This is a genomic window from Cupriavidus sp. SK-4 (assembly GCF_000611125.1).
GTDB lineage: Bacteria > Pseudomonadota > Gammaproteobacteria > Burkholderiales > Burkholderiaceae > Cupriavidus > Cupriavidus necator.
This window is the reverse complement of the sequence record NZ_JFJW01000089.1, coordinates 116,640-142,311: the sequence shown is the minus strand read 5'-3', so window position 1 is coordinate 142,311 and position 25,672 is coordinate 116,640. Positions and strand designations below refer to the sequence as shown.

Here is a 25,672-nt window from a genome sequence, read left to right as displayed (position 1 = left end):
GGGGCGGTAGCGGCGGCCGCAGCAGCCAGCCGGATCCGATGAAGACCTCGATGGGCTATATCACCCACGGGCCCACGCTGCTGACCTCGCACGCGGCCAACCTGAGCGGCGGGCGCGGCACTGGCGCACGCCAGGGGCGCGGTGGCGCCGGCATGGGCGGCATGGGTGGCATGCGCGGTCAGGGTGGCCAGGGCGGTCTGGGCGGCCAGGGTCAGGGCAAGCCGCGTCGCAGCGGCGGCGAAGCCAACGGCAATGTGATGCCGAAGGCGTCAAAACCAGGCGGCAACCGTTCCCCGCGCGGCGGTAGTGGCGGTGGCGGCGGCAACCGTGGTGGCAACCGCGGCGGCAACCGATAAGCGCTGATTGCGGCGCATAGCGGGCTGAATGCCCGCCAGCGCCGCAATCAGTGAACGGAAATGTCTGGCTTTTGCCTTTTCGACATAATCCGCGTATAATTCAAGTCTATTCAAAAAGCCATCCTCGTCGAGGATGGGCGAATGATGGGCATTGCGCCCATTTTTTTTTGGTTCGCCCGTTTTTCGGTTCTCTCCGCTAGAGCGGGGGGGTGGCGGACAGGCAGGGCTGCAGCAGGGTCGTCCCGGACGGCACCGGCGGGTTTGCCTGCCACGGTGTTGATGGCCATTACTCGGGATAACAGTGCATCTGGCAGATTTGATCGAAACCACCCTAAGCGGCATGGGATATGAGCTGGTCGAGCTCGAGCGTGCCCCGGCCGGATTGCTGCGTGTCTATATCGATCAGCCTGAAACCGGCATTGCCATCGAGGATTGTGAAAAGGTGAGCCGCCAGCTCACCCATGTGTTCACGGTCGAGAACGTCGACTATGAACGCCTCGAGGTCTCGTCGCCCGGACTGGACCGGCCGCTGAAGAAGCTGGCCGACTACGTCCGCTTTGCCGGCGAGGAGGTGCGCGTGACGCTGCGCCTGCCCGTCAACGGACAGAAGAACTTCACAGGCATCCTGCGCGAGCCCAACGGCGCGGCGGGCGAGGAGAAGATTGGCCTGGAGTTCGAAGGCAAAGATGGCCCGGCGCTGCTGGAATTTGCCGTATCCGATGTCGACAAGGCACGCCTGGTGCCGGTGATCGACTTCAAAGGAAATCAAAGAAAAGGGAACAAGCAATGAGCCGCGAAGTTCTGTTGCTCGTCGATGCGCTTGCGCGTGAGAAGAACGTCGACAAGGATGTGGTATTCGGTGCCCTGGAGGCGGCGCTCGCCTCGGCCACCAAGAAGCGTTTCGAGGAAGACGTGGATATCCGTGTCGCGATCGATCGCGAGTCGGGCGAGCATGAAACCTTCCGCCGCTGGCTGGTCGTTCCCGACGAGCTGGGCCTGCAAGAGCCGGACAAGCAGATCCTGCTGTTCGAAGCCCGCGATGAAACCCCCGGCATCGAGCTGGGTGACTTTATCGAGCAGCAGATCGAGTCGGTCGAGTTCGGCCGCATCGGTGCGCAGGCTGCCAAGCAGGTGATCCTGCAGCGCATCCGCGACGCCGAGCGCGAGCAGATCCTGAACGACTACCTGGATCGCGGCGAGAAGATCATGACCGGCACGGTCAAGCGTGCCGACAAGAAGGGCCTGATCGTCGAGTCCGGCCGCGTGGAAGCGCTGCTGGCCCGCGACCAGATCATCCCCAAGGAAAACCTGCGCACCGGTGACCGTGTGCGTGCGTATATCCTGAATGTGGACCGCGCCGCGCGCGGCCCGCAGATTGAACTGTCGCGCACCGCGCCCGAGTTCCTGATCAAGCTCTTCGAGAACGAAGTGCCGGAAATGGAGCAGGGCCTGCTGGAAATCAAGGCGGCTGCCCGTGATCCGGGCGTGCGCGCCAAGATCGCCGTGGTCGCGCATGACAAGCGCATTGACCCGATCGGCACCTGCGTCGGCGTGCGCGGTACCCGCGTCACCGCGGTGCGTAACGAGATCGGCGGCGAGGCCGTGGACATCGTGCTGTGGTCGGAAGACCCGGCGCAGTTCGTGATCGGCGCGCTGGCACCGGCACAGGTGCAGTCGATCGTGGTCGATGAAGAGAAGCACAGCATGGACGTGGTGGTCGACGAGGAAAACCTCGCCGTCTCGATCGGCCGCAGCGGTCAGAACGTACGCCTGGCGACGGAGCTGACCGGCTGGCAGATCAACATCATGACGCAGGAAGAGTCGGCGCAGAAGCAGGCCGAAGAGAGCGATGTCGTGCGCAAGCTGTTCATGTCCAAGCTGGACGTGGATGAGGAAGTTGCCGACATCCTGATCGAGGAAGGCTTCTCCACGCTGGAAGAAGTGGCTTATGTCCCCATCAGTGAAATGATGGAGATCGAGGCCTTTGACGAAGACACCGTCAACGAGCTGCGCAATCGCGCGCGTGATGCGCTCCTGACGATGGAACTGGCCCGGGAAGAAAAGGTGGAAGAGGTGTCGCAGGACCTGCGCTCGCTCGACGGCCTCAACCCGGAATTGATCGGCAAGCTGGCCGAAGGCGATATCCATACGCGTGACGACCTGGCCGAACTGGCCGTGGACGAGCTGGTCGAGATGACCGGTGTCAGCGAGGAAGAAGCCAAGTCGCTGATCATGAAAGCACGGGAACATTGGTTCAACTGAGGGACACGGCCGGGCCGGCCTACACCTGGCCCGGGCGCGCTTTCCGCAACGATTTGTCCCGACGTAGAAACCAAGCATTGAAAGGGTTTGAATGGCAAGCACAACAGTTGCCCAACTGGCCGCAGAACTGAGTCGCAGCGCAGCTGCCCTGCTGGAACAATTGCAGGCGGCTGGGGTGGGCAAAGCGACGCCAGAAGACATCATCACGGAATCGGATAAGACCAGGCTGCTGGACTATCTGAAGCGTTCGCACGGCCAGGCCGACGACAGCTCCCGCAAGAAGATCACACTGACCAAGCGCGAAACCTCCGAGATCCGCCAGTCCGATGGCACTGGCAAGACCCGCACGGTCCAGGTGGAAGTGCGCAAGAAGCGCGTGCTGATCAAGCGCGACGAAGCTGCGCCCGATGCCCAGGCCGACGCGGCCGAAGCCCAGGCGCCTGTCGTCGATGCTGTCGAGGAAGTTCGCCGCGACGAGGAAGAACGCCAGCAGGCCGAACTGCTCGCGCGCCAGGAAGCTGAAGCCAAGGCCGCCCGCGAGGCAGCCGAGCGCGAGGAAGCCGAGCGCCGCGCCCGCCAGGAAGCGCTGGAGGCTGAACAGCGCCGCCAGGCCGAACTCGCCGCCCGCAAGGCGGAGGAAGAGGCTGCCGCGTCGCGCGCCGTGACCGAGGCCAACGAGGATTCCTCGCGCAAGAAGGCAGAGGACGAGAAGGCACGCGTCACCGCCGAACGCGCCGAGGCGCAGAAGGCTGCCGACGAAGCCAAGGCTGCCGCCGACAAGGCGCGCGCCGAGCAGGAAGTCGCCGCGCGCAAGCGCCGCGAGGCTGCCGAAGCCGAGGCCCGTGCGATCCAGCAGATGCTGAACGCCCCGCCCCGCGTGCTGAAGGCGCCGTCCGAGCGCAAGGCTGAAGAGAAGAAGGCCGAGCAGACCGGTACGCTGCACAAGCCGGTGAAGCCGGCCGGTGCGACCACGGAAGCGAAGAAGGACGAAAAGAAGCCGGCCACCACGACCACGACCACGGCAACCGCCGACAAGAAGGGCAAGGTCGTGAAGGCGGGCTGGCAGGACGACAGCAGCCGCAAGAAGGGCAGCGGCCTGAAGACCCGCGGCGATACCTCGGGTGGCGTGGGCGGCTGGCGCGGTGGCCCGCGTGGCCGCGGCGGCAGGCAGCAGCAGCATGACGACAGCCGCAGCAACTTCCAGGCGCCGACCGAGCCGGTGGTGCGTGAAGTGCACGTGCCGGAAACCGTCTCGGTGGCCGACCTGGCTCACAAGATGGCCGTCAAGGCGTCCGAGGTCATCAAGCAGATGATGAAGCTCGGCCAGATGGTGACCATCAACCAGGTGCTGGACCAGGAAACCGCCATGATCGTGGTGGAAGAAATGGGCCACAAGGCGTATGCCGCCAAGCTGGACGATCCGGAAGCGCTGCTGGTGGTGGGCGGTGAGGAACACCCCGACGCCGAGCTCCTGCCGCGTCCGCCGGTGGTGACCGTGATGGGTCACGTCGACCACGGCAAGACCTCGCTGCTGGACTACATCCGCCGCACCAAGGTGGCTGCGGGCGAAGCCGGCGGGATTACCCAGCACATCGGTGCCTACCACGTGGAAACCGACCGCGGCGTGATTACGTTCCTGGACACCCCGGGTCACGAGGCCTTCACGGCCATGCGTGCCCGCGGTGCCAAGGCAACCGATATCGTGATCCTGGTGGTGGCCGCCGACGACGGCGTGATGCCGCAGACCAAGGAAGCCATTGCGCATGCCAAGGCTGCCGGTGTGCCGATCGTCGTGGCGATCAACAAGATCGACAAGCCCGATGCCAACCCGGACCGCGTCAAGCAGGAACTGGTGGCGGAGCAGGTGGTGCCGGAAGAATACGGCGGCGATTCGCCGTTCGTGCCGGTTTCCGCCAAGATGGGTACCGGTGTGGAAGACTTGCTCGAGCAAGTGCTCCTGCAAGCCGAAGTGCTGGAACTGACGGCTCCGGTGGATGCCCCGGCCAAGGGCCTGGTGGTGGAAGCCCAGCTCGACAAGGGCAAGGGCCCGATCGCAACCATCCTGGTCAGCAGCGGCACGCTCAAGCGTGGCGATGTGGTCCTGGCTGGCAGCGCCTACGGCCGCGTGCGTGCCATGCTGGACGAGAACGGCAAGCCGACCAAGGAAGCCGGCCCGTCGATCCCGGTGGAAATCCAGGGTCTGTCGGAAGTGCCTGCCGCCGGTGAAGAAGTGCTGGTGCTGCCGGACGAGCGCAAGGCACGTGAAATCGCGCTGTTCCGCCAGGGCAAGTTCCGCGACGTGAAGCTGGCCAAGCAACAGGCCGCCAAGCTGGAGAACATGCTCGAGCAGATGGCCGAAGGCGAAGTGCAGACGCTGCCGTTGATCGTCAAGGCCGACGTGCAGGGTTCGCAGGAAGCGCTGGTGCAGTCGCTGCAGAAGCTGTCGACCGCCGAAGTGCGCGTGCAGATCGTGCATGGCGGCGTGGGTGGCATCTCCGAATCCGACGTCAACCTGGCGACGGCTTCGAAGGCGGTCATCATCGGCTTCAATGTGCGTGCCGACGCTGGTGCGCGCAAGCTGGCCGAGCACAACGGCATCGATATCCGCTACTACAACATCATTTACGATGCGGTAGACGAGATCAAGGCGGCAATGTCGGGCATGCTGGCGCCGGAGAAACGCGAGACCACCATCGGCCAGGTAGAGGTGCGCCAGGTGTTCCGCGTGCCGAAGATCGGTGCGGTGGCCGGCTGTATGGTTACCGACGGCATGGTCAAGCGCAACTCGCTGGTGCGCGTGCTGCGCAACAATGTGGTCATCCACGACGGCGAGCTGGATTCGCTCAAGCGCTTCAAGGACGACGTCAAGGAAGTCAAGCAAGGCTTTGAGTGCGGTCTGTCGATCAAGAACTTCAATGATGTTCAGGAAGGCGACCAGCTCGAGGTGTACGAAATCACAGAGGTGGCGCGTACGCTGTAAGGCGTCGCAAGCAACGGCAGGCTTCGGCCTGCCGTTGTCATCTCGACTAGACAGTATTGAATGGCCAAGAAAGGCAGCATCTCCTCCCGCAATCTCCGCATCTCCGACCAGATCCAGAAGGACCTGGCCGAGATGATCCAGCGCGAACTGCGCGACCCGCGCCTCGGCCTGGTCACGCTGCAGTCGGTCGCGCTGACGCCCGACTATGCGCACGCCAAGGTGTACTTCACCGTGCTGGGCGCCGAAGCCGCCGAGGCGGAAGCCATCCTGAACGAAAAGGCCGGCTACCTGCACTCGCTGCTGTACAAGCGCCTGCACATCCATACCGTGCCGACGCTGCGCTTCTTCCACGATACCTCGGTCGAACATGCGATCGAGATGTCCAAGCTGATCAACGAAGCGAACGCAACGCGTTCGAAAGACGACTGAAGCCGGTGCCCATGCCGCCCTGGCATGGGTTTCGCGGCCACTACGTTTACGTTGCCGCCATCCGCGCCGCATCGCCGTCCCGCCTCCCGCTTTCTCCCGATGACCGATTCCAACGCCGACCGTCCGCCGCGCCTGCGGCGCCGCGAGGTCCATGGTGTGCTGCTGCTCGACAAGCCGCTGGGCCTGTCGTCCAACGACGCGCTGGTGCGCGCCAAGCGCCTCTTGCGCGCGGCCAAGGCCGGCCATACCGGCACGCTGGATCCGCTTGCCACGGGGCTGCTGCCGCTGTGTTTCGGCGAAGCCACCAAGTTTTCGCAAGACCTGCTGGAAGCGGACAAGACCTATGACGCCGTAGTGCGGCTGGGCGCGCGCTCGAGCACGGGCGACGCCGAAGGCGAGCTGCTAGATGTGCGCGAGGTCACCTGCGACCGTGCCGCGGTGGAGCAGGCGCTGGCAAGCTTTCTCGGCGAGATCGAACAGGTGCCGCCGATGCATTCGGCGCTGAAGAAGGACGGCCGCCCGCTGTATGAATACGCGCGCGCCGGCCAGACCGTGGAGCGTGCGGCGCGCCGCGTCACCATCCGTTCGATTTCGCTGCTGGACTGCGCCTTGCCCGATGCCCCGTCGTTCACGATGCGGGTGACGTGCAGCAAGGGCACCTATATCCGCACGCTGGCCGAGGACATCGGCGAAGCGCTGGGCTGCGGCGCGCACCTGACCGGACTGCGCCGCATCGCCGTGGGCGAGCTGACGCTGGACGGCGCGGTGACGCTGGAACAGATCGAACAGCACGACGACGCGCAGCGCCCGGCCATGCTGGCACCTGTGGACGCCTTGCTGCAGAAGTGTGCGCCGGTGCATCTGGATGACGCCGCCGCAGCGCGCTTCCTGCAGGGCCAGCGCATTGCCCAGCGCGACCTGCCGGCCGATACCGGGCTGGCCGAGGATGCGCTGGCGCGCGTCTATGCCGGCGAGCCGGCCCGGCTGCTGGGCGTGGCGCGCATGCGCGAAGGCGCGTTGCGGCCGGAGCGTCTGGTCAAGCTGTAATTTGCGTGAGGGGCCGCAAGCGGCCGCCCCGTCAGCAATTACTCGAGCGTGATCTTGGCCGTCTTGATGACATCGGCCCACATCTTGCGATCCTGGGCGAGGAACCCGGCGAAATGCTCCGGCGTATCGCCCACGGGCTCAGAGCCGAATTCAGCCATCTTCTTCCTGACTTCCGGGTTCGCCAAGGCCTTGACCAGCGCCTGGTTGTAGCGGGCGACGATCGCCTTCGGCAGGTCCTTCGGCCCGAAGATACCTTGCCAGGTCGGCATGTTGAAGTCCTTCAGGCCGCTCTCGGCAAGCGTCGGCACCTCCGGCAACAAGGGCGAGCGCTTGCTGCCGGTGACCGCCAGCGCCTTGACCTTGCCGGTCTTGGCCAGCGTCGCCGCGGTGGTGATGTTGTCGACCGTCATGGCGATATGGCCGCCCATCAGGTCGGTGATCACCGGGGTGGCGCCCTTGTACGGCGCATGGACCATGTCGATGCCAAGGCGGTGCAGCATGGTTTCGGCAATCAGGTGATTCGACGTGCCGACGCCTGCGGTGCCGTAGGTGACCTGCGGCGTCTTTTTGACGTAGGCGACGAAGTCGGCCATGGTCTTGACCGGCAGGGCCGGATTGACGATCACGACATTCGGCTGGGTGGCCAGCATGGCGATGGGCGTGAAATCATCCGCCTTGTATGGTGTGCCCTTGGGGTTGAGCACGTGGGTCACCGCCATCGCGCCGGCGGCGCCCATGCCGATGGTGTAGCCGTCGGCCGGGGCCTTGGCCAGCTTGTCGGCGGCGATGTTGCCACCCGCACCCGGCACGTTCTCCACCACCACCGGCACCCCCAGGCTTTCCGACAGCGGCGCCTGCACCAGGCGCGCCAGCAGATCGGCCGAGCCGCCAGGCGCAAAGCCCACCAGCAGGCGCACCGGCTTGGCCGGCTTCCACTCCTGCGCCTGCGCGCCCGGGATCACCGCCGCGCCCAGGCTCATCCACATCATGCCGCGTGCCAGCGGCCCCATCCACTTCGCCACCTTTTCCATTGTTACTTCCACTCCAGCAGTGTCATGGGCAATCTGTCAGCGGGCTTGCCCTTACCCGAAAATGCGTTCGCTTCGTGCCCTGATTCAGGCCTCGGCACCAGCCAGCACCTGTCCCAGCAGCCTTGCCACCATGCGGTTGGAGAGCAGCACCGGGGCTCCGGCATGGCGCGCCACCTCGGCGCGCATGGCTTCGGTGTAGCCCATGCAGTGCATCACCACCAGGTCGCAGCCGCGCAGCGTCTCGCCCGCCTGCGCGAAGCGACCGGTGCTGGTGTCGGTATAGGGCGAGGCATGCGTGACGCGCAGTTCGCAGGGCACGGGCTGGATCAGGTGGAAGCCGCTTACCTGGGCTTCCAGCGGCAACACGATGCCGAGCCGCTTGCAGCCCTGCGCCAGCGCCACGGTCAGGTGGTCCACTACCTGCTGCGGTTCGACGACCAGGGTCTGCATCGGCGGCAGGGCGGTGCCGGTGCACAGTGGCACCAGGGCGTCGAAGCGGCCGTCGTCCAGCGAGGTCATCAGCCGGGCCAGCATGGCCTCGGCCGCCGGCTTGCCCATCACCGCCTGCGTGCCGTCACGCAGCCGGCTGGCAAAGCGGTACTCGCCGGGCACGGGCGCCAGCGCGGCAATGTCTTGCGGGCCCAGCGCGTCCAGGATGCCGAACTCTTCCACCGTGGCCGGCAGGCCCAGGTCTGCAATCATCTGCGGGACCACATCGGTCCGGGGCGCCTGCCCGATGGTGACGAAGGCCACGCGTGGCTGGCGTGCGGCAGCCGTGTTCATGCCTCGGTGCCCACGGTCTGCAGATGGGCCAGCGAGCCATAGCGGCGCTGCAGCTCGGCCCACTCGGCCGCGTCGTAGAAGTCGCACTGGCCCTGGGCGAACTGCTTCGCCACCTCGATGCAGAAGCGCGTCGCCACGTCGATGTCGAAGGCGTTGGTGACGCCGGTTGCGCAGCCTGGCACCGTGGTCTGCGCGGTCAGCGCCACGCCCACCACCGGCGCAGGGGTCACGATGGCCGGTTGCATGATCGAGTTGACATGCCACAGGCCGTTCTCGTACGGCGTGATGTCCTGGGTGGTCAACGGCAACACCATCGGCAGTTCGCCGCTGACCCATCCCATCAGGTCCAGCATCCGCTCCGGCAGGCGCAGCAGCCAGCCTTCCTTGGCCACTGGTGTCAGCGCCACGCCGCGGCGGTTGACGAAGCGGTTGCCGCGCGTAGTGTCGACCGACAGGATTGCCGCCATGCGCGGGTGCACCTCATGCGACATCATCTTGCGCATCGCAAAGGGCGATTTCATCATCGGCACCGGATGGTGCGGCCGCGTGGCGGCGTGCGGGCAGATATGGGTGTGGATGCGCACCGGCCCGGCCAGCAAGTCGCCGGTGGCGGCCATGTCGGCCAGCTTCAGGGCGCTGGCGACGGCCACGATGGCGCCGTCGGCATCGGACACCAGGCCCGTCACGGCCGGGCGCGCGCCGACGCCGCCCAGCCGGCCCACCACGCCAAGTGCGGGCGCATCCGGGTTCTGTCCGGGCACCGTGCAGGCGAGGAAATCGGTGTAGAGGCCGTTCTCTTCCACGCGCGTCACGGTGACATCGTCCAGGCCGCGCGAGCGCAGCAGTGAGGCGACGGCTGCGCCGTCGACATTCGCTGCCGACAGCAGCTCGATCGATTCAATAACCTGCTTGATAGACATCTTGCTTGACTTCCTGGGGGCTGGGGTGGGGTTCTGTACGCTGGGACTCAGGCCAGTAAATTCAGCGCGGCAGCGACAGCGCGCCGGGCTGCACGTCGGCAATGTCCGCGCCCCTGAACCAGCGCGCGGCATGGGCGCCGCCCATTTTGAGGCGATCGTCCGAGACCCGCACCCAGTTGCCTTCGGGCAGGCCCAGCACCGGCATGTCGGGCTGCAGCACGGTGAACTCGGCCAGGCGCTGGTCGCGCGTTTCGCCGCGGAAGCCGGGCACGACCAGGTTGAAGTAGTGCGGGTTGATCTGGAAGGGGACCAGCGCCAGTGCGTCCAGGCCGCCTGGATCGGCCACCGGCATGTCGTTGGTGGTGCGTATGCTCGGGCAGGCCAGGTTGGCGCCGGCGCTCCAGCCGATATAGCGCGCCGCACCGGATCGCACCCGCGCCGAGATCGCGGCCAGCAGGCCGCGCTCGCGCAGGCATTGCAGCAAGCGGAACGTGTTGCCGCCGCCAACGACGATCAGTTCGGCCGCCTCGATGGCGCGCACGGCTGCCGCCGGTTCGGCCAGCCGGTGCAGCGATTGCACCGCGATGCCGAGCGGCGCGAAGGCGTCGCGGACCAGCGTCTCGTAGGTGTCCCAGTCGCGCGTGACGCCGGCGAACGGGATGAAGCAGGCAGTCTTGCGGCCGGCGGCCAGGTCGCGGATCGCCGCCTGGGCGTGGACCAGGTAGCCGGCGTCGCTGCTGGAGTTGCTGAGTAACAGGAGTTCCATGGATCGTTGCGGCGAAGTCTAGATAGGTGGGGCGGCGTCGAGCCACAGTGGGTCGCCGATGCGCTGTCCCACGGGTGCCACGGCCTGCACCAGCGTCGCGCGCAGCGCCTGGGCCTGGGCCTGGCTGACCTGCATCGCGGTGAAAGACAGGCACAGCCCGCGCACGTCGCCTGAGAGCGGGTCTGCCAGTGTGGCGGCTACGGCGCCGATGCCGGGCATGCCTTCATTCACGGCGATGGCGCTGCGTTCGGCGCGGGCCGTCGCCACGCGCTCGCGCAGCTCGGCAATCGTGGCAGGACAGCCTGCGGGTGCATCCGGCAGCTTGCGGGCGCCGGCGGCGCCATAGCGTGCGCTGAATTCAGGCTCGGGCAGGCGCGACAGCAGCACCCGGCCCATCGCCGTGGTGAATGCCGGCCGGCGTGCGCCAGGCGGCGACAGCACCTGCACCGGGTTGCTGCCGTTCAGGCGTTGCAGCACGACGGTGTCGGTGCCGTCCAGCATCGACAGGTAGGCGGTGAAGCCGGTGGCATCGGACAGCGTGGCCAGGATCTCGCGGCATTGCTCGTCGAAGGGATGTGCCTGCGTAGCCGCCTGTGCTGCGCGGATCAGCAGCGCGCCAGGGCGGTAGCGCCGCGTGGACGGCTGCAGTTCCAGCAGGCGGTAGCGCACCATCTGGGCGAGCAGGCGCGAGGCCGAACTCTTGGCAAGGCCCAGTTCGTCCAGGACATCGTTAAAAGTGATCTCGTGCCGGTGATGCCCGAACATGTCCAGCACGCTTTCCACGCCTTCAAGAATGCTCACTCCGCCACTCCACGCTCCGCATCTCTCTTACTTTCTTGAGTTCCGTTTTTAGGAACCAAGGTTCCGTAATTCGGTTTGCAAATAATAGAGGCACGAAGACTGGAACACAAGGGGGCATTCCCGGCGCAGCAACCCGGCGGCGAAGCAAAAAAAATGGCCCCGATCAGGGGCCAAGTCTTGAAAACCGGAGAAGTTGGGTCAGTGCGCCGCCATTGCATCCGCCGACCCGCCGCCGCCCTTGGCCGGCCGCGTCAGCCAGACAAAGCCGATCAGCACGAAGAACAGCATCCCCGAAATCCAGAAGATGTCGTTGGCGCCGAGCATGGCCGCCTGCTGGGAGATGTTGCGCTCGATCACGCCCATTGCCTGGGCCTGGCTCATGCCCATATGCATCAGGTGGTTGAGCTGGTCGTGGTAGGCCGGGTTGTACGGGTTGACCTGTTCCACCAGCTGCGCGTGGTGCAAGGCCGTCCGGTTTTCCCAGAGCGTGGTCGAGATCGACGCCCCGATGGCCCCGAACGTGATCCGGACGAAGTTGGACAGTCCTGACGCCGCCGGAATCCTTTCCGGCGGCTGGCCAGACAGGATGATCGAGGTCAACGGGATGAAGAACATCGCCATGGCAGCGCCCTGGATCAGGGTCGGGATCATCAGCGTGCGGGTGTCCACCTGCGTCGTGAAGCCGGCGCGCATCAGGCTGACGATGCCGAAGGTGATGAACGCGGCCGTGGCCACCCAGCGGGCATCCATTTTCGGCAGGTTCTTGCCAATCAGCGGCGACAGCAGGATCGCAAAGATCCCCACCGGCGCCATCACGATGCCCGCGTCCGTGGCCGTATAGCCGACAATCGTCTGCAGCCACAGCGGCAGGATCACCAGGTTGCCGAAGAACAGCCCGTATGCCACGGAGATGGCCACCACGCCGGCGCTGAAGTTGCGGCCCTTGAACAGGCTGATATCGACGATCGGGTGCTTCTCATGGCTCTCCCAGATCAGGAAGAACAGGAAGCCGACAATCGCCACCAGCGTCAGCACCACGATCTCGGTCGAGTGGAACCAGTCCAGCTCCTTGCCCTTGTCGAGCATCAGCTGCATCGAGCCCACCCAGATCACCAGCAGCGCCAGGCCGATGCGGTCGATCGGCAGCACCTTGGTCGGGGTTTCGCGGTCCTTGTAGATGGCCCAGGTGACATAGGCCGTGACGATGCCCACCGGCACGTTGATGTAGAAGATCCACGGCCAGGTCATGTTGTCTGAGATCCAGCCGCCCAGCAGCGGGCCCATGATCGGTGCCACCAGCGTGGTCATGCCCCACAGTGCCAGCGCCATGGTGCTCTTCTGCGGCGGATAGCTCGACAGCAGCAGCGACTGCGACAGCGGGATCATCGGCCCGGCCACCGCGCCCTGCAGGACCCGTGCGGCCAGCAGCGTCTCGAGGTTGGGCGCGACCCCGCACAGCCACGATGCCAGCACGAACAGCAGGATCGAGGTGATGAACAGCCGCACCGCGCCGAAGCGCGTGGTCAGCCAGCCGGTCAGCGGCACCGAGATCGCATTGGCCACCGCAAACGAGGTGATGACCCATGTGCCCTGGTTGGGCGCCACGCCCAGGTCGCCTGAAATCGCCGGGATCGATACGTTGGCGATCGACGAGTCCAGCACGTTCATGAACGTGGCCAGTGACAGTGCGATGGTGCCGACCACCAGCTTGCCGCCGGTCAGCGGCTGCGGCTGCTGCGGTGCCAGCGGCCGGACGGGCCGCGCCGGCGCCTGGCTGCCGCCGGACTGCGCGGCGGTGGGGGAGTTGGCCATGATCAGGTGTTGGCGGGCTTGGCGTTGGCGGCGCTGGCCGAGGGCAGGCCGGTGCTGCGGCCGCCGTTGTTGGCGGCGATGATGCGCGCGATCAGCTGGTCGGCGTCCTGCGCAACCTTGTCATAGACATCGGTCTGCATCGGCTTGGCCGGCGCGGCGGCGGCCATGGCGGCGCCTTCCTCGCGGCGCACGTCGACCTTGACGGTCATCGACAGGCCCACGCGCAGCGGGTGCTCCTTGAGCTGCTGCGGGTCAAGCGCGATGCGCACCGGCAGGCGCTGCACCACCTTGATCCAGTTGCCGGTGGCGTTCTGCGCCGGCAGCAGCGAGAAGGCCGAGCCGGTGCCGGCCGAGAAGCCGGCGACCTTGCCCTGGTATTCCACCTTGGAGCCGTACACGTCGGCTTCCAGCGTCACCGGCTGGCCGATGCGCATATGCGTGATCTGCACTTCCTTGAAGTTGGCGTCGACCCAGACCTGGTCCAGCGGCACCACGGCCATCAGCGGCGCGCCGGCGGCCACGCGCTGGCCGACCTGCACCGAGCGCTTGGCAACGTAGCCGGTCACCGGCGCAGGCATGGACGAGCGCGCGAACGACAGGTAGGCCGAGCGCAGGCTGGCGGCGGCGCGCTGCACGTTGGGGTGCTTCTCCACCGTGGTCTGGTCGGTCAGCACCTTGTTCGATGCCAGCTGCTCGCGCGCGGCCAGCAGCGCCGACTCCGCACCCTTGAGCGCGGACTGCGCGTGCGAGATCTCTTCATTCGAGACCGCGCCCGAGCCGGCGATGGCCTGGCGGCGGCGCAGGTCGTCGCGGGCCTTGGCCACGTCGGCTTCGCGCAGCGCCACGTTGGCGGCGAGCGAGCCGTTGTTGACGTATAGCGTGCGCACTTCGCGCACGGCCTGTGCCAACTGGGCCTCGGCCTGTTCCAGCGCCACTTGCGAATCGGCGCGGTCAAGCTGGATCAGCGGCTGGCCGGCGGTGACCAGTTGCGTGTCGTCGGCGGAGATCGACACCACGGTGCCGCCCACCAGCGGCGTGACCTGGACCACGTTGCCGGCGACATAGGCGTCGTCGGTGTTTTCAAAGTGGCGGGCGTACATGCCCCAGTAAACGCCATAGCCGATGCCGGCGACCACGATTGCCGCGGTCAGCGACAGCAGCATGCGTTTGCGCTTGCCGTTGTTGTTGGTGGTGGCCGGCGCTTGCTGGGCAGGGTGCTGGGGGGCGTTGGTGCCGGCCGCTTGCTGGTTGTTGCTCATGATGTCTTCTGAATAATCTTGTGTTCGATCACTGGGTGCGCGGATCAGCCGCGGGTGCCCGCCTGGGTGTTGTGCTGTTGCTGCGCCGGGTTGTGGCCCGCGCTCTCGTGGCCTTCCGCAGGCTCCTCGTAGCCGCCGCCGAGCGCCTTCATCAGGCCCATCTGCAGGTCCAGCCGGCGCGCCTGCAGGTCGGTCGCCAGGCGGCGCTGCTGCAGCACATTGCTTTCGGCGTTCAGCACGGTCAGCTGCGTGCCCAGGCCGGCCTTGTAGCGGGTGGTGGCCAGCGCATAGGCGTGCTCGGCCAGGTCCAGGGCTTCGCGCTGGGTCTCGATCTGCTTGTCGACGCTGCGGATGCTGGTCATGGTGTCGGCGGTCTCGCGCAGCGCATCGACCAGGGCCTGGTTGTAGTTGGCCACGGCGATGTCGTAGCCGGCATACTTGCCCTTCAGGTTGGCGCGCAGCTTGCCACCTTCGAAGATCGGCAGGCGGATGGTCGGGCCGATGCCGAAGGTGCGGCTGACGCCCATCAACAGGTTGGACGGATCCAGCGCGGCCAGGCCGGCAAAGGCGGTCAGGCTGACGTCAGGCAGGAACTCCTTCTTGGCGACATTGATGTCCTTGGACGCCGCCTCCACGCGCCAGCGTGCCGCCACCAGGTCCGGCCGGCGGCCCAGCAGGCCGATGGTCAGGTTGTCGGGCAGCGTCGGCGTGGCCTGCGCCAGCAGCACCGGGCGCTGGATCTGCAGGCCGCGGTCAGGGCCCTTGCCCAGCAGCGCCGCAAGCTGGTTGCGCGCCAGGGCGATTTCCTCGTCCACGCGCTGCAGGTCGGTGCGCGAAGCAGCCACCGTGCCGCGCGCCTGCGTGGTCTCGACCTGGGTGTCGAGGCCGGCGGCCAGGCGTTGGCGCGACAGCTCGGTCAGGTCGCCGCGCTGGGCGATGGCGCGCTCGGCCACGTCGTGCTGGGCGTACAGCGCAGCCAGGCGGGCGTAGTTGCGGGCGATCGAGGTGGCCAGGATCAGGCGCGAGGCCTGGCTTTCCGCTTCGGCGGCGCGGTCGTCGGAGAGCGCGGCTTCGAGCGCATCGCGGTTCTTGCCCCAGAAATCGAAGTCATAGGATAGGCCCACCTGCAGGCGCGACTGGTTCTGCCACGATCCCGCCAGCGGGGTGCCTTCGAACAGGTCTTTCTCGGAGAAGCGCTGGCGGATCAGGCTGCCTTCGAACTCCAGGTGCGGATAGAGCGCGCTGCGGGTGGCATCGGCCATGGCGCGCGAAGCTTCCACGCGGGCGAACGCGGCCTGCAGGCTCGGGTTGTCCTTGACCGCCTCATCGACCAGGGCGCTCAGCTGGGGGTCCTTGAACTGTGCGACCCAGTCCTGCGAGGGCCATTGGCCGTGTTCGTCGGGCAACGTCTGCGAGGTGGCCATCGTGGCCGGGTCGGCCACGGTCTGCGTGCTGTGCGAATTGCCAAGGGCCGCGCAGCCGGCCAGCACCGCCGCGGCCACGGCGGTCAGCGCCAGTGTGCCGGCGCGGCGCACGAGCGCGCTTGTGCGGGCTGGCTGGGAGGCTTGGGGGGGGAGAGCTGGTTTCATGATGACGCTCCGTTGCCGGAGCCATGCTGTTTTTCTATGGGCTGCTACGGGGTCCGGTTGACCGGACGTTCTGGCTTGCCGGAAGCCGGCAGACATGTCCGCTACCCGCTGTTGTTTTCAATGATCCGTCGCAGCATGCTGCGCAGCAGTTGGATCTCATCCTCGGAGAAACCGCGGAAGTGGTGGGCGAGTACCTTGCAGAAGATGGCGGGCAGCCGTTCCACCAGTTCCTGGCCCTGTGGCGTGACCGAGAGGTCGACCACGCGGCGGTCGGCGTCGCGGCGCCGGCGTTCGATCAGCCCGCGCTTTTCCATGCGGCTGAGCAGGCGCGTGACCGAGCCCATGTCGGTATTCAGCTCGCGGCCCAGGTCGGTGACGGTCGAGGCGCGGCCGGTGGCCAGCATCATCAGGCAACTGGCTTGTGCCTGCGTGATGTCCAGGCCGCTGACTTCCTGCTCGACCCCGTGCGCCAGCATGTTCTTGGCGCGCTGCATCAGGTAGCCGACGCTGTCGGACATCTGGTACTGGGCCGGATCGAACTGGCCGGCCGTGAATTCGGCTGGCTGATCGGAGGAAGGGAGCCGTGACATCTTTGCCTTTGCAATCTTTGCTGAGGCAAATATATGTTCACGTTTAACGATGCGCAAGAACGGAAATTGGTTATTCCACTTTTCGCAATGATATTCATTCGGTAAGTGGCGGTTCCGATCAACGCGCCTTGCGCTGCAACATGCTAGAATGTTGGGTTACCTCAGATTCTCCAAAGCGAGACGCAGCAATGACCCGCGCCATCCGAAATATCGCCATCATCGCCCACGTCGATCATGGCAAGACCACCCTGGTCGACCAGCTCCTGCGCCAGGCAGGCACCTTCCGCGACAACCAGCAAGTCGCCGAACGGGTGATGGACTCGAACGACCTGGAAAAGGAACGCGGGATCACGATTCTCGCGAAGAACTGTGCCGTCGAATACAACGGCACCCATATCAATATCGTCGACACCCCGGGCCACGCCGACTTCGGCGGTGAAGTGGAGCGCGTGCTGTCGATGGTCGACGGCGTGCTGCTGCTGGTCGACGCGGTCGAGGGCCCGATGCCCCAGACCCGCTTCGTCACGCGCAAGGCGCTGGCGCTGGGCCTGAAGCCGATCGTGGTGGTCAACAAGATCGACCGCCCGGGCGCGCGCCCGGACTGGGTCATCAACCAGACCTTCGACCTGTTCGACAAGCTGGGCGCCACCGACGAGCAGCTCGACTTCCCGGTGATCTACGCCTCGGGCCTGAACGGCTTTGCCGGCCTGACCGAAGACGTGCGCGACGGCGACATGAAGCCGCTGTTCGAAACCGTGCTGGACAAGGTGCCGGTGCGTGACGACGATCGGGACGGCCCCCTGCAGCTGCAGATCATCTCGCTGGACTACTCCAGCTACGTCGGCAAGATCGGCGTGGGCCGCATCTCGCGTGGCCGCGCCCGTCCGCTGCAGGACGTGGTGGTCAAGTTCGGCCCGGAAGGCAACCCGATCAAGGGCCGCATCAACCAGGTGCTGAAGTTCCAGGGCCTGGAACGCGAGATCGTGTCCGAGGCCGAAGCCGGCGACATCGTGCTGATCAACGGCATCGAAGAACTGGGGATCGGCTGCACCGTGTGCGCGCCGGACGCCCAGGACGCGCTGCCGATGCTGAAGGTGGACGAGCCGACGCTGACCATGAACTTCTGCGTCAACACCTCGCCGCTGGCCGGCCGTGAAGGCAAGTTCGTCACCAGCCGCCAGCTGCGCGAGCGCCTGGACCGCGAACTGAAGTCCAACGTGGCGCTGCGCGTGGCCGATACCGGCGACGACACCATCTTTGAGGTGTCGGGCCGCGGCGAACTGCACCTGACCATCCTGCTGGAAAACATGCGCCGCGAAGGCTACGAGCTGGCCGTGTCGCGTCCGCGCGTGGTGTTCAAGGAAATCGACGGCGTCAAGAACGAGCCGTACGAACTGCTGACCGTGGACGTCGAAGACAGCCACCAGGGCGGCGTGATGGAAGAGCTGGGCCGCCGCAAGGGCGAACTGCTCGACATGGCCTCTGACGGCAAGGGCCGTACCCGCCTGGAATACCGCATCCCGGCCCGTGGCCTGATCGGCTTCCAGGGCGAGTTCATGACGCTGACGCGCGGCACCGGCCTGATCAGCCATATCTTCGACGACTACGCGCCGGTGCGCGAAGGCGGCCTGGGCGAGCGCCACAACGGCGTGCTGATCTCGCAGGACGACGGCGACGCCGTGGCCTACGCGCTGTGGAAGCTGCAGGACCGCGGCCGCATGTTCGTCAAGCCGGGCGATGCGCTGTACGAAGGCATGATCATCGGCATCCACAGCCGCGACAACGACCTGGTGGTCAACCCGATCAAGGGCAAGCAGCTGACCAACGTGCGCGCTTCGGGTACCGACGAAGCCGTGCGCCTGGTGCCGCCGATCCAGATGTCGCTCGAATATGCGGTGGAATTCATCGCCGACGACGAGCTGGTCGAGCTCACGCCCAAGAGCATCCGCCTGCGCAAGCGCCACCTGAAGGAACACGAGCGCAAGCGCGCTTCCCGCGAAGGCGCATAAGCGCTGGCTGTGCCAACAAAAAACCGCGCCCGTGAGCGCGGTTTTTTGTTGGCAGCGGGGCAATGAGACACCTGCTTACCATGCGTACTTCACCCCGGCACGCAGCGCGTACTGATAGAAACTTTGTGCCCCCCACGCGCCGGCCACATTTGCCCAGCCGCTCCAGCGCTTGCCGATGTCGGCATTGACGCCGAGCTTGAGCTCATAGCGGTTGGACGGGTACAGGCTGCCGAGCGGCAACCGGTTGAACGAGATATTGCTGTCGATGCCGGCGTGCCACCAGTTCAGCGTCGCGTATGGCTGGATCTTGCGGCCGTCGACACGCAGGAAAATGCGGTGCAGGCGCGCACCCACGCGCGTGACCACGCCGCTGGAGTCGGCGCCGGTGATGCGCGTGCCGTTGGACTCGGTGATGTCATCGGCGCCGTACTTCACGTAGACGAGCTGGGCCTGTGGCTCCGCCATCCATCCGCCGCGCATCGGGAACGCATAGCCGGTCTCGCCGGAGATGGCCCAGCCGTTGGCGCCATAGCCGACCGTCGGCAGGCGGTCGCCTTCCACCTTGTTGTCGAACCAGCCGAACTGCAGCCATGTGTCGGCATAAGCGCCGAGCTTGTGCTCGTCGTTCTGGTACCAGGTGCCGTAGGCGCCGATGCTCCAACCCTGCACGCTGCCCTTGGCACGCGCCGGATTGCCGTCGGCGCGGGCATCACTGCCGGCGTTGCCGTAGCTGCCCATTGCGCCCACGTGCAAGCGATCGGAGCCGGTGGCCACGCGCCAGCGCGCCAGCTCGACGCCTTCCCTGCAGCAGGAATGCTCCAGTGCCGACCTTGAAATTGCCGTCGCGGCTGTGGCTGCCTTCCCAATTGCCGAGCGCGCGCAGCCAGCCCGAACGGATGCTGCCGGGGGCGCTGCCAGGGCCGCTGCGGGCAGCCATGCCTTCGGCGTATTGCGGCTCGCCGAGGCGGTCATGCAGGCTATGCACGAACATCTGCCCGACCAGCCGCTGGTTGGCGAGGTAGGCGGCAACTTCAGGGCGGTATTGGGGCTGCGGTGGCGCAGGCGGTTCGGGCGGCGAGGGCGTGGGGCCTGGACCCGGTGGCGCCGGCTGCGGCGGCTTTGCCGAACGCAGGTACCAGGCCTGCGGATTGCTGCCGTCCGTGCCGCCGCGGAACAGGCGGTACTCGTAAGCGCCGGCCACGGCGCGGCCGTCCAGCGCGAACGCGGCGGGCGTGGTGGTGCCCGCGTTGACAGTCTCGACCACCAGTATGCCGTTGGCCGTGGTCAGCGCGCCCGCGCCGCCGGCATTGACGATGCGCAGGCCGGTGGTGCCGGTCGCCGTGCCGCCATCGATGACGAGCCGGTCCGATGCGGCGCCGTCGCCGGCAAAGACGGTCTTCAGGCGCAGCGTGCCGCCNGCGGCCCGCCGCTGCCTGCGTAATGGCTGGCGAACAGTAACTGGCCGGCGCCGCCCGACGCCGAGGCCAGGTCGACCAGCCCGCCATTTGCCAGCGTGCCCGTCACGCGATAGACACCGGCGCCTGAGCCATTGGCATAGCTGAGCGTGCCCTGGTTGCCTGCGTCCCCGATCAGCGTTCCGCCATCGCCGCTGAAGCGCAGCGTGGCCCCGCTGTCGATCCGGAACAGGCCGGCCTCATAAAGCGTGCCGCTGTTGAACGTGACATCCGCGCCGCCGGTGGCAGCGACCACGGTCCAGGGATCGATGCTGCCCGGCACGCTGCCGCGATAGCCGTCGAAGGCCAGCGTGCTGCCGCCGGTGCCGCCTTCATACAACGGCACCCGGCTGATATCCGCATCGGCGAACACGGTCACGCGGTCGGCGCCGGAACCCATGCGCAGCGCGCCGACGGTGACGGAGCCTGCGTGCAATGCCAGCGTGTTGTTGCCCGCCATGAACTGCACCGCATTGGGCGCGCCCTCGATCGTGGCGTGGCTGTTGATGATGGCGCCACCGGTGGCCTGCACGCCACTGCCGGCCTGCGCCACGATCTGGCCGCCCAGGTGTTCCACCGTGCCGCCGTTGGCCAGCGCTATGCCGGCCGTGGTGGCGCCACGCACGATGCCGCGGTTGATGACCGTGCCGCCGCTTTCCAGCCGGATGCCGTGTTCCAGGCCGTCGATGGTGCCACGGTTGTCGACCGTGCCGGACGCGCCGGCCATCAGGACGCCTGCATTGCCGTTACCCCTTATCGTGCTGCCGGCATAGTTGACCACGTTGCCGCCGCTGCCGCCGATCCACAGCCCGTACGTGCCGCCGGTGATCTCCGCACCGGTGGCGATGGACGTGCCGCCGTCCGTCGAGCCATTGGCCACGTTGCCGCCGCTGTCCAGCAGAACGCCGATCAGTCCTCCTGAGATCGCACCTGCATTGGCGACGCTGCCGCCATCGTTCACGACGCTGATGCCGTGTCCGCTCCTGGCGCCGATCACTGAGCCAGCCAGGTTCGTCACCGTGCCGCCGCGCTCCAGCAGCACGCCAGTGGTGCCGCCGTGGATGGCACCGCCCTGGTTCAGCACCACGCCGGCCATGCCGAGGATCCGGATGCCATCGCCAGTGCTGTCGCTTTCGACCAGGCCGGTATTGACCACCGTGCTGCCCGCGTCGGCGGAGCCGAGCAAGACCCCGGCCGACTTGGTGCCACTGGTGCGGATCGTGCCGCGATTACGGAACACATAGGATCTGGCGGAACCGCCGTCGGTGACCGCATCGGTATCCGCAACAAAGGCGCTGCCGATAAATGTCACGTCCGTGGAGGCCGGGTCTCCGGTGACGGTATAGGTGCTGAACGACGCAGGCTGCCGCAGGTCGATCTGTGCGATGCCATCGCCTGAGATGGCCTTCTGCGCGTAGGCGGGGCAGGGCAGCAACTGGGCGGCGGCCGCCGCGAGCGGGCCCATCGTTACGGCGGTGAACCTTGACCATGCGCACGCCATTGCCGCGATCTCCACATCGGGTGCTTTGCCTGCCCCTGTCGAGGATCGCTACGATGCGCAGCAACGCGCTGCATCGGCACGGGCACCGGATGGAAGTAAATGCCGGTGCCAGCGGCCGGTCAATTTCGTATTTTCTGCGCAGAAATTAATAGTCTGGTTCTTGCGGAAACTTGTGAAGGCGATGGCTATTGCGCGCTAGGCACGACCTCCAGCGCCGGTGCGCGCGGGCTGCGCCACTCGGGCGGCTTCCACAGGTAGCGCAGGTCGCGGTCGCGCCAGGCATCGGCGAACATGTCGCGCCATTCGTGGAAGGTCAGCGTCAGCGGGTTGTGCGTGCGCACCTGGCGTGTGATGCCGTACACCGGTGCCTCATGCTCGGGGACGAAGGTGCCGAACAGGCGGTCCCAGATCGTCAGCACGCCGGCGTAGTTGCGGTCGATGTACTGCGGGTTCTTCGCATGGTGGACGCGATGGACCGATGGCGTATTCAGTAGCGACTCGATCAGCGGCCAGCGTTGCCCCAGCCGCGTATGCACGAAGAACTGGAAGGCCAGGTTCACGCCTACCGCCAGGGTTACCCAGTCCGGCGTGAAGCCGATCCACGCCAGCGGAATCCAGAACAGCCACATGCCTGAGAGCGGATACGTCAGGCTCTGCCGGAACGCTGTCGAGAAATTCATGCCTTCCGACGAATGGTGCGTCACGTGCGAAGCCCACAGCCAGCGCACGCGGTGGCTGGCGCGGTGGAACCAGTAATAGAGAAAATCCTGCAGCAGCAATAGCAGCGCGAATGACCACAGGGCCTCCGGCATGGCGTGCAGGCCGTGCTGGTAGCACCAGGTATAGACCGTGCGGATCATCAGCCAGAGGAAGAACGCATCCGACGCCTGGTGCATCAGCGCCAGCGCTGCGTTGGATACGGTGTCGCGCAGGCTGTAGACGGCCGGGTCGCGGCGGGCCCAGTACCAGGCCTCGGCGCCGATGGTCAGCAGGAACACTGGCGCAAAGGCCAGCAGCACCAGTCCGGGATCGAGCGATTCAGTGTTCATCCCGCCAGTTTGCATATTCCGCATGGAATTGCCACGAGGGGTTCCTCCAAACGGCGCCGCGCGGAGTTTCGCGGCGCATCCGCCACATGGTGGGTTGCTGTACTGCCACGCAATTCTGTCACGCGTGTGAAGGTGGTGAATACCGGTAAAGGACGCAGCCAGCGCGCCGTAGTTGAACAGGGCGGCGGCGCGGCGCGCGCTCCCGATTTTTCATCCCCCGGAGCCTTCATGTTCAAGAACACTACCATCGGAGCCAGATTGTGGTTCCTCACTATCGTCACGAACTTGTTGTTGTTGATTGTCGGCGCTGTGGGCTGGCTCGGCATGTCGCGCAGCAACGAGGCGACGCACCAGATCTATGAGCAGCAGTTGTCGGCCGCGGTCAACCTGGCCGAAGCGCGTTCGAACCAATTGCTGGTGCGCGTACTGCTGGACCAGGCGACCTTCGCCACGGACCCCGCCGATGCCAAGGCGCGCGCCGCGACCGCGGAAGGCTTTGCGCGCGATTCCGAGAAAGCCTGGCAGGCCTACCTCGCCTTGCCGCGCTCGGCTGACGAAGCCAGGGCGGTGGAGGATGTCACCGCCAAGCGCGATGCGCTCTTCAAGCAGGGCGTCGCGCCAATGATCGCCGCGCTGCACGCCGGCGACCGCGATGGCGTGATGAAGGCCGTGCTCGAAACCATCCCGCAGCTCGACATCGCCTTCACCGCCGTCAATGCCGAACTGAACAAGCTGCAGGTGGCCAGCGCCAAGCAGGTATACGAGGCGTCGCAGCAACGCTATCGCACCCTGTTCACGCTGTCGGCATGCGTGCTGGCCGTGGGCCTGGCCTTCAGCACCGTGGTGGCATGGCGCCTGCGCCGTTCGATCGTGCAGCCACTGGATACGGCGATCGGGCGTTTCGAGAAGATCGCGGGTGGCGACCTGAGCGTCGCCGCTTCCGGCGGCGAGGTGCTGGCCGACGAGTCAGCGCGCAACGAGACCGCGCGCATGCTCGGCATGCTGGGCCGGATGCAGGCCAGCCTGGTGGCCATGGTGGGCGACGTGCGCGGCGGCGCGGACTCGATTGCCTCGGCCAGCAAGCAGATCGCCAGCGGCAACGCCGACCTGTCGCAGCGTACCGAGCAGCAGGCGGCCTCGCTGGAAGAGACCGCCTCGAGCATGGAGGAGCTGACCAGTACCGTGCGCCAGAACGCCGACAGCGCGCGCGAGGCCCGCGGGCTGGCAACGGATGCCGCGACCCTAGCCGAGCGCGGCAGCGAGGCCGTGCTGCGCGTGGTCAACGTCATGCAATCGATCGATGCCAGCTCGGGCAAGATCGTCGACATCATCGACGTGATCGAGAAGGTTGCGTTCCAGACCAATATCCTGGCGCTGAACGCGGCCGTGGAAGCCGCGCGTGCCGGCGAGCACGGCCGGGGGTTTGCCGTGGTGGCCGGCGATGTGCGTGATCTGGCGCAGCGCTGCGCCGGCGCATCGAAGGAGATCCGCGCACTGATCGGCGCCTCGGTGGCCAATGTGCGTGAAGGCTCGGGGCTGGTCGATGACGCCGGCCGGGCGATGCAGGACATCGTCGATGCGGTGCAGCGCGTCAGCGCCATCATCGGCGATATCAGCGCGGCCTCGGACGAGCAGTCCAACGGCATCGAGCAGGTCAACGTGGCGGTGTCGCAGATGGACCGCATGACGCAGCAGAATGCGGCGCTGGTGGAGCAGGCGGCAGCCGCGGCGGCATCGCTCGAAGACCAGGCGCAGCGCCTGACCTCGCTGGTGGCGACATTCCGGCTGGCCTGACGGTGCCGGGCGCATGCGCAGTGCCTGCGCATGCGCCGCAAGCTGCCCACAGGGATGCGCTTGCCGATGCGACTGGCGTAAAATCGCGAGTTGCATTGGAGGAGTACGACATGACTGAATTCGTCACGACAGAGGTCCGCGGTGGCATCGGATACCTGACGCTGAACCGCCCGCAGGCGCTCAACGCCCTGTCGCTCGACATGATCCGCGCCATCACCCAGGCGCTGCAGACCTGGGCCGCCGCGCCCGAGGTGGTGGCGGTGGTGGTCGCCGGTGCCGGCGGCAAGGCCTTCTGCGCCGGTGGCGATATCCGCCATTTCCACAAGGCCGCGCACGAAGGCGATCCGCTGCTCGACCAGTTCTTTGTCGAGGAATACGCGCTGAACTTCCTGATCCACCGCTATGCCAAGCCCTATATCGCACTGATGGACGGCGTGGTGATGGGCGGCGGCATGGGCATCTCGCAGGGGGCGCGGCTGCGCCTGGTCACCGATCGCACCAAGATGGCGATGCCGGAAACCAATATCGGCCTGTTCCCGGATGTGGGCGGCGGCTGGTTCCTGGCGCGCACGCCGGGCCGCATCGGCGAGTACCTGGGGCTGACCGGCACCGTGATCCATGCCGCCGACGCGCTCAACGCCGGCCTGGCCGATGCCTGGCTGCCGGGCAACCGGCTGGCCGAGCTGGTCGATTCGCTGCGCACGCAGCAGTTTGCCAGCGGCGACGCCGTGCTGGCGCACATCGAAGGCTTTACCGCTGCGCACCGCGATGACTGCGTGCCCGCGCAAAGCACGCTGGCCGGGCTGTCGGCACAGATCGACAGCCTGTTCGCGGGCAACACCATGCCGGACATCCTTGCCGCCGTCAGCGACGCCCCGGGCGACTGGGCCGCGCAGACCGCCGCCATGCTGCGCAGCCGCTCGCCGCTGATGCTGTGCGTGACGCTGGAGCAGGTCCGCCGTGCGCGCAGCATGTCGCTTGAAGACGAGCTGCGCATGGAGCTGGACATGATGTACTACGTGTTCCGCAAGGGCGATGGCGTCGAGGGTATCCGCGCGCTGGCCGTCGACAAGGATCACAAGCCGCGCTGGCAACACGCCCGGCTTGATGATGTCAGCCGAGAGAAGGTGCTGTCGTTCTTCGACAGCCCGTGGCGTGCCGAGGAGCATCCGCTGGCTTCGCTCGGCAAGACTGCCTGACATCGGCTGCGCAGGACGTGGCGGCGCCGACTCGGGTAGAG

Annotated in this window: 20 protein-coding genes and 1 pseudogene; 9 read left to right on the top strand and 12 right to left on the bottom strand. The window is 66.5% G+C overall.

Going from position 1 to position 25,672, the window contains the following annotated elements:
- The 6 genes and pseudogenes from CF68_RS38475 to truB form a co-directional block, all read left to right on the top strand.
- Positions 1 to 356: pseudogene (locus CF68_RS38475) on the top strand (23S rRNA pseudouridylate synthase B); the annotation flags it as partial.
- A 301-nt stretch (positions 357 to 657) separates the two neighbouring features.
- Complete coding sequence (gene rimP / locus CF68_RS19435) at positions 658 to 1,146, top strand: ribosome maturation factor RimP (RefSeq protein WP_035821816.1); 489 nt, start codon at positions 658 to 660, stop codon at positions 1,144 to 1,146.
- A complete protein-coding gene (nusA, locus tag CF68_RS19430; protein ID WP_035821814.1) occupies positions 1,143 to 2,618 on the top strand; it encodes a transcription termination factor NusA in 1,476 nt (491 codons plus the stop codon). The genes rimP and nusA overlap by 4 nt, the downstream gene beginning before the upstream one ends.
- A 91-nt stretch (positions 2,619 to 2,709) precedes the next feature.
- Entirely contained in the window at positions 2,710 to 5,598 is a 2,889-nt protein-coding gene (gene infB / locus CF68_RS19425) for a translation initiation factor IF-2 (protein WP_035821812.1), read from the top strand.
- A gap of 60 nt (positions 5,599 to 5,658) precedes the next feature.
- On the top strand, positions 5,659 to 6,027 hold the full coding sequence (gene rbfA / locus CF68_RS19420; RefSeq protein WP_010809484.1) for a 30S ribosome-binding factor RbfA: 369 nt from the start codon (positions 5,659 to 5,661) through the stop codon (positions 6,025 to 6,027).
- A gap of 99 nt (positions 6,028 to 6,126) precedes the next feature.
- Positions 6,127 to 7,074, top strand: coding sequence for a tRNA pseudouridine(55) synthase TruB (truB, locus tag CF68_RS19415; protein ID WP_035821810.1), 948 nt, complete (start codon positions 6,127 to 6,129; stop codon positions 7,072 to 7,074).
- A 38-nt stretch (positions 7,075 to 7,112) separates the two neighbouring features.
- Here the strand turns inward: truB and CF68_RS19410 are convergent, their stop codons facing one another.
- The 9 genes from CF68_RS19410 to CF68_RS19370 form a co-directional block, all read right to left on the bottom strand.
- Positions 7,113 to 8,105 carry a tripartite tricarboxylate transporter substrate binding protein gene (locus tag CF68_RS19410; RefSeq protein WP_035821808.1) on the bottom strand — a complete coding sequence of 331 codons (993 nt, stop codon included), beginning with the start codon at positions 8,103 to 8,105 and terminating at the stop codon, positions 7,113 to 7,115.
- Between the two features lie 84 nt (positions 8,106 to 8,189).
- Positions 8,190 to 8,888, bottom strand: coding sequence for an AroM family protein (locus CF68_RS19405; RefSeq protein ID WP_035821806.1), 699 nt, complete (start codon positions 8,886 to 8,888; stop codon positions 8,190 to 8,192).
- A complete protein-coding gene (locus tag CF68_RS19400; RefSeq protein WP_035821804.1) occupies positions 8,885 to 9,808 on the bottom strand; it encodes a DUF1177 domain-containing protein in 924 nt (307 codons plus the stop codon). The genes CF68_RS19405 and CF68_RS19400 overlap by 4 nt, the downstream gene beginning before the upstream one ends.
- 61 nt (positions 9,809 to 9,869) lie before the next feature.
- Complete coding sequence (pepE, locus tag CF68_RS19395; protein WP_035821802.1) at positions 9,870 to 10,574, bottom strand: dipeptidase PepE; 705 nt, start codon at positions 10,572 to 10,574, stop codon at positions 9,870 to 9,872.
- A gap of 18 nt (positions 10,575 to 10,592) precedes the next feature.
- A complete protein-coding gene (locus tag CF68_RS19390) occupies positions 10,593 to 11,375 on the bottom strand; it encodes an IclR family transcriptional regulator (RefSeq protein WP_035821799.1) in 783 nt (260 codons plus the stop codon).
- A 198-nt stretch (positions 11,376 to 11,573) separates the two neighbouring features.
- The gene (locus CF68_RS19385; protein ID WP_035821796.1) at positions 11,574 to 13,187 is read right to left on the bottom strand and encodes a DHA2 family efflux MFS transporter permease subunit; all 1,614 of its coding nucleotides are present in this window, start codon (positions 13,185 to 13,187) and stop codon (positions 11,574 to 11,576) included.
- 2 nt (positions 13,188 to 13,189) lie between these two features.
- Positions 13,190 to 14,446 carry an HlyD family efflux transporter periplasmic adaptor subunit gene (locus CF68_RS19380; protein WP_035821793.1) on the bottom strand — a complete coding sequence of 419 codons (1,257 nt, stop codon included), beginning with the start codon at positions 14,444 to 14,446 and terminating at the stop codon, positions 13,190 to 13,192.
- 44 nt (positions 14,447 to 14,490) lie between these two features.
- Complete coding sequence (locus CF68_RS19375; protein WP_035821790.1) at positions 14,491 to 16,035, bottom strand: efflux transporter outer membrane subunit; 1,545 nt, start codon at positions 16,033 to 16,035, stop codon at positions 14,491 to 14,493.
- A 101-nt stretch (positions 16,036 to 16,136) separates the two neighbouring features.
- Complete coding sequence (locus CF68_RS19370) at positions 16,137 to 16,625, bottom strand: MarR family winged helix-turn-helix transcriptional regulator (RefSeq protein ID WP_035821787.1); 489 nt, start codon at positions 16,623 to 16,625, stop codon at positions 16,137 to 16,139.
- Between the two features lie 188 nt (positions 16,626 to 16,813).
- Between CF68_RS19370 and typA the strand changes: the two genes are divergently transcribed.
- A complete protein-coding gene (typA, locus tag CF68_RS19365) occupies positions 16,814 to 18,634 on the top strand; it encodes a translational GTPase TypA (protein ID WP_035821785.1) in 1,821 nt (606 codons plus the stop codon).
- A gap of 75 nt (positions 18,635 to 18,709) precedes the next feature.
- Here the strand turns inward: typA and CF68_RS38995 are convergent, their stop codons facing one another.
- The 3 genes from CF68_RS38995 to CF68_RS19345 all read right to left on the bottom strand — a co-directional run bounded on the left by CF68_RS38995 (position 18,710) and on the right by CF68_RS19345 (position 22,638).
- Positions 18,710 to 19,408, bottom strand: coding sequence for an autotransporter outer membrane beta-barrel domain-containing protein (locus CF68_RS38995; protein ID WP_255351119.1), 699 nt, complete (start codon positions 19,406 to 19,408; stop codon positions 18,710 to 18,712).
- Positions 19,344 to 20,036, bottom strand: coding sequence for an autotransporter outer membrane beta-barrel domain-containing protein (locus CF68_RS38990; protein WP_255351120.1), 693 nt, complete (start codon positions 20,034 to 20,036; stop codon positions 19,344 to 19,346). The genes CF68_RS38995 and CF68_RS38990 overlap by 65 nt, the downstream gene beginning before the upstream one ends.
- A 1,738-nt stretch (positions 20,037 to 21,774) precedes the next feature.
- Positions 21,775 to 22,638, bottom strand: a complete 864-nt coding sequence (locus tag CF68_RS19345; protein ID WP_035821774.1) for a sterol desaturase family protein — start codon at positions 22,636 to 22,638, stop codon at positions 21,775 to 21,777.
- A gap of 228 nt (positions 22,639 to 22,866) precedes the next feature.
- On the opposite strand from CF68_RS19345, the gene CF68_RS19340 reads away from it, so the two are divergent.
- Together CF68_RS19340 and CF68_RS19335 are read left to right on the top strand one after the other, a co-directional pair.
- Positions 22,867 to 24,432, top strand: a complete 1,566-nt coding sequence (locus tag CF68_RS19340) for a methyl-accepting chemotaxis protein (RefSeq protein WP_035821772.1) — start codon at positions 22,867 to 22,869, stop codon at positions 24,430 to 24,432.
- Positions 24,433 to 24,542: 110 nt separating this feature from the next.
- On the top strand, positions 24,543 to 25,631 hold the full coding sequence (locus tag CF68_RS19335) for an enoyl-CoA hydratase/isomerase family protein (RefSeq protein WP_035821770.1): 1,089 nt from the start codon (positions 24,543 to 24,545) through the stop codon (positions 25,629 to 25,631).
- Positions 25,632 to 25,672: the final 41 nt, after the last annotated feature.

Coding starts and splice junctions, on each gene's coding strand:
- CF68_RS19370 (WP_035821787.1), bottom strand. CDS start 16,625: ATGTCACGGCTCCCTTCCTCCGATCAGCCAGCCGAATTCACGGCCGGC.
- pepE (WP_035821802.1), bottom strand. CDS start 10,574: ATGGAACTCCTGTTACTCAGCAACTCCAGCAGCGACGCCGGCTACCTG.
- CF68_RS19380 (WP_035821793.1), bottom strand. CDS start 14,446: ATGAGCAACAACCAGCAAGCGGCCGGCACCAACGCCCCCCAGCACCCT.
- CF68_RS19385 (WP_035821796.1), bottom strand. CDS start 13,187: ATGGCCAACTCCCCCACCGCCGCGCAGTCCGGCGGCAGCCAGGCGCCG.
- CF68_RS19340 (WP_035821772.1), top strand. CDS start 22,867: ATGTTCAAGAACACTACCATCGGAGCCAGATTGTGGTTCCTCACTATC.
- CF68_RS19400 (WP_035821804.1), bottom strand. CDS start 9,808: ATGTCTATCAAGCAGGTTATTGAATCGATCGAGCTGCTGTCGGCAGCG.
- CF68_RS19335 (WP_035821770.1), top strand. CDS start 24,543: ATGACTGAATTCGTCACGACAGAGGTCCGCGGTGGCATCGGATACCTG.
- CF68_RS19375 (WP_035821790.1), bottom strand. CDS start 16,035: ATGAAACCAGCTCTCCCCCCCCAAGCCTCCCAGCCAGCCCGCACAAGC.
- CF68_RS19345 (WP_035821774.1), bottom strand. CDS start 22,638: ATGAACACTGAATCGCTCGATCCCGGACTGGTGCTGCTGGCCTTTGCG.
- rbfA (WP_010809484.1), top strand. CDS start 5,659: ATGGCCAAGAAAGGCAGCATCTCCTCCCGCAATCTCCGCATCTCCGAC.
- infB (WP_035821812.1), top strand. CDS start 2,710: ATGGCAAGCACAACAGTTGCCCAACTGGCCGCAGAACTGAGTCGCAGC.
- CF68_RS19405 (WP_035821806.1), bottom strand. CDS start 8,888: ATGAACACGGCTGCCGCACGCCAGCCACGCGTGGCCTTCGTCACCATC.
- CF68_RS19410 (WP_035821808.1), bottom strand. CDS start 8,105: ATGGAAAAGGTGGCGAAGTGGATGGGGCCGCTGGCACGCGGCATGATG.
- nusA (WP_035821814.1), top strand. CDS start 1,143: ATGAGCCGCGAAGTTCTGTTGCTCGTCGATGCGCTTGCGCGTGAGAAG.
- typA (WP_035821785.1), top strand. CDS start 16,814: ATGACCCGCGCCATCCGAAATATCGCCATCATCGCCCACGTCGATCAT.
- truB (WP_035821810.1), top strand. CDS start 6,127: ATGACCGATTCCAACGCCGACCGTCCGCCGCGCCTGCGGCGCCGCGAG.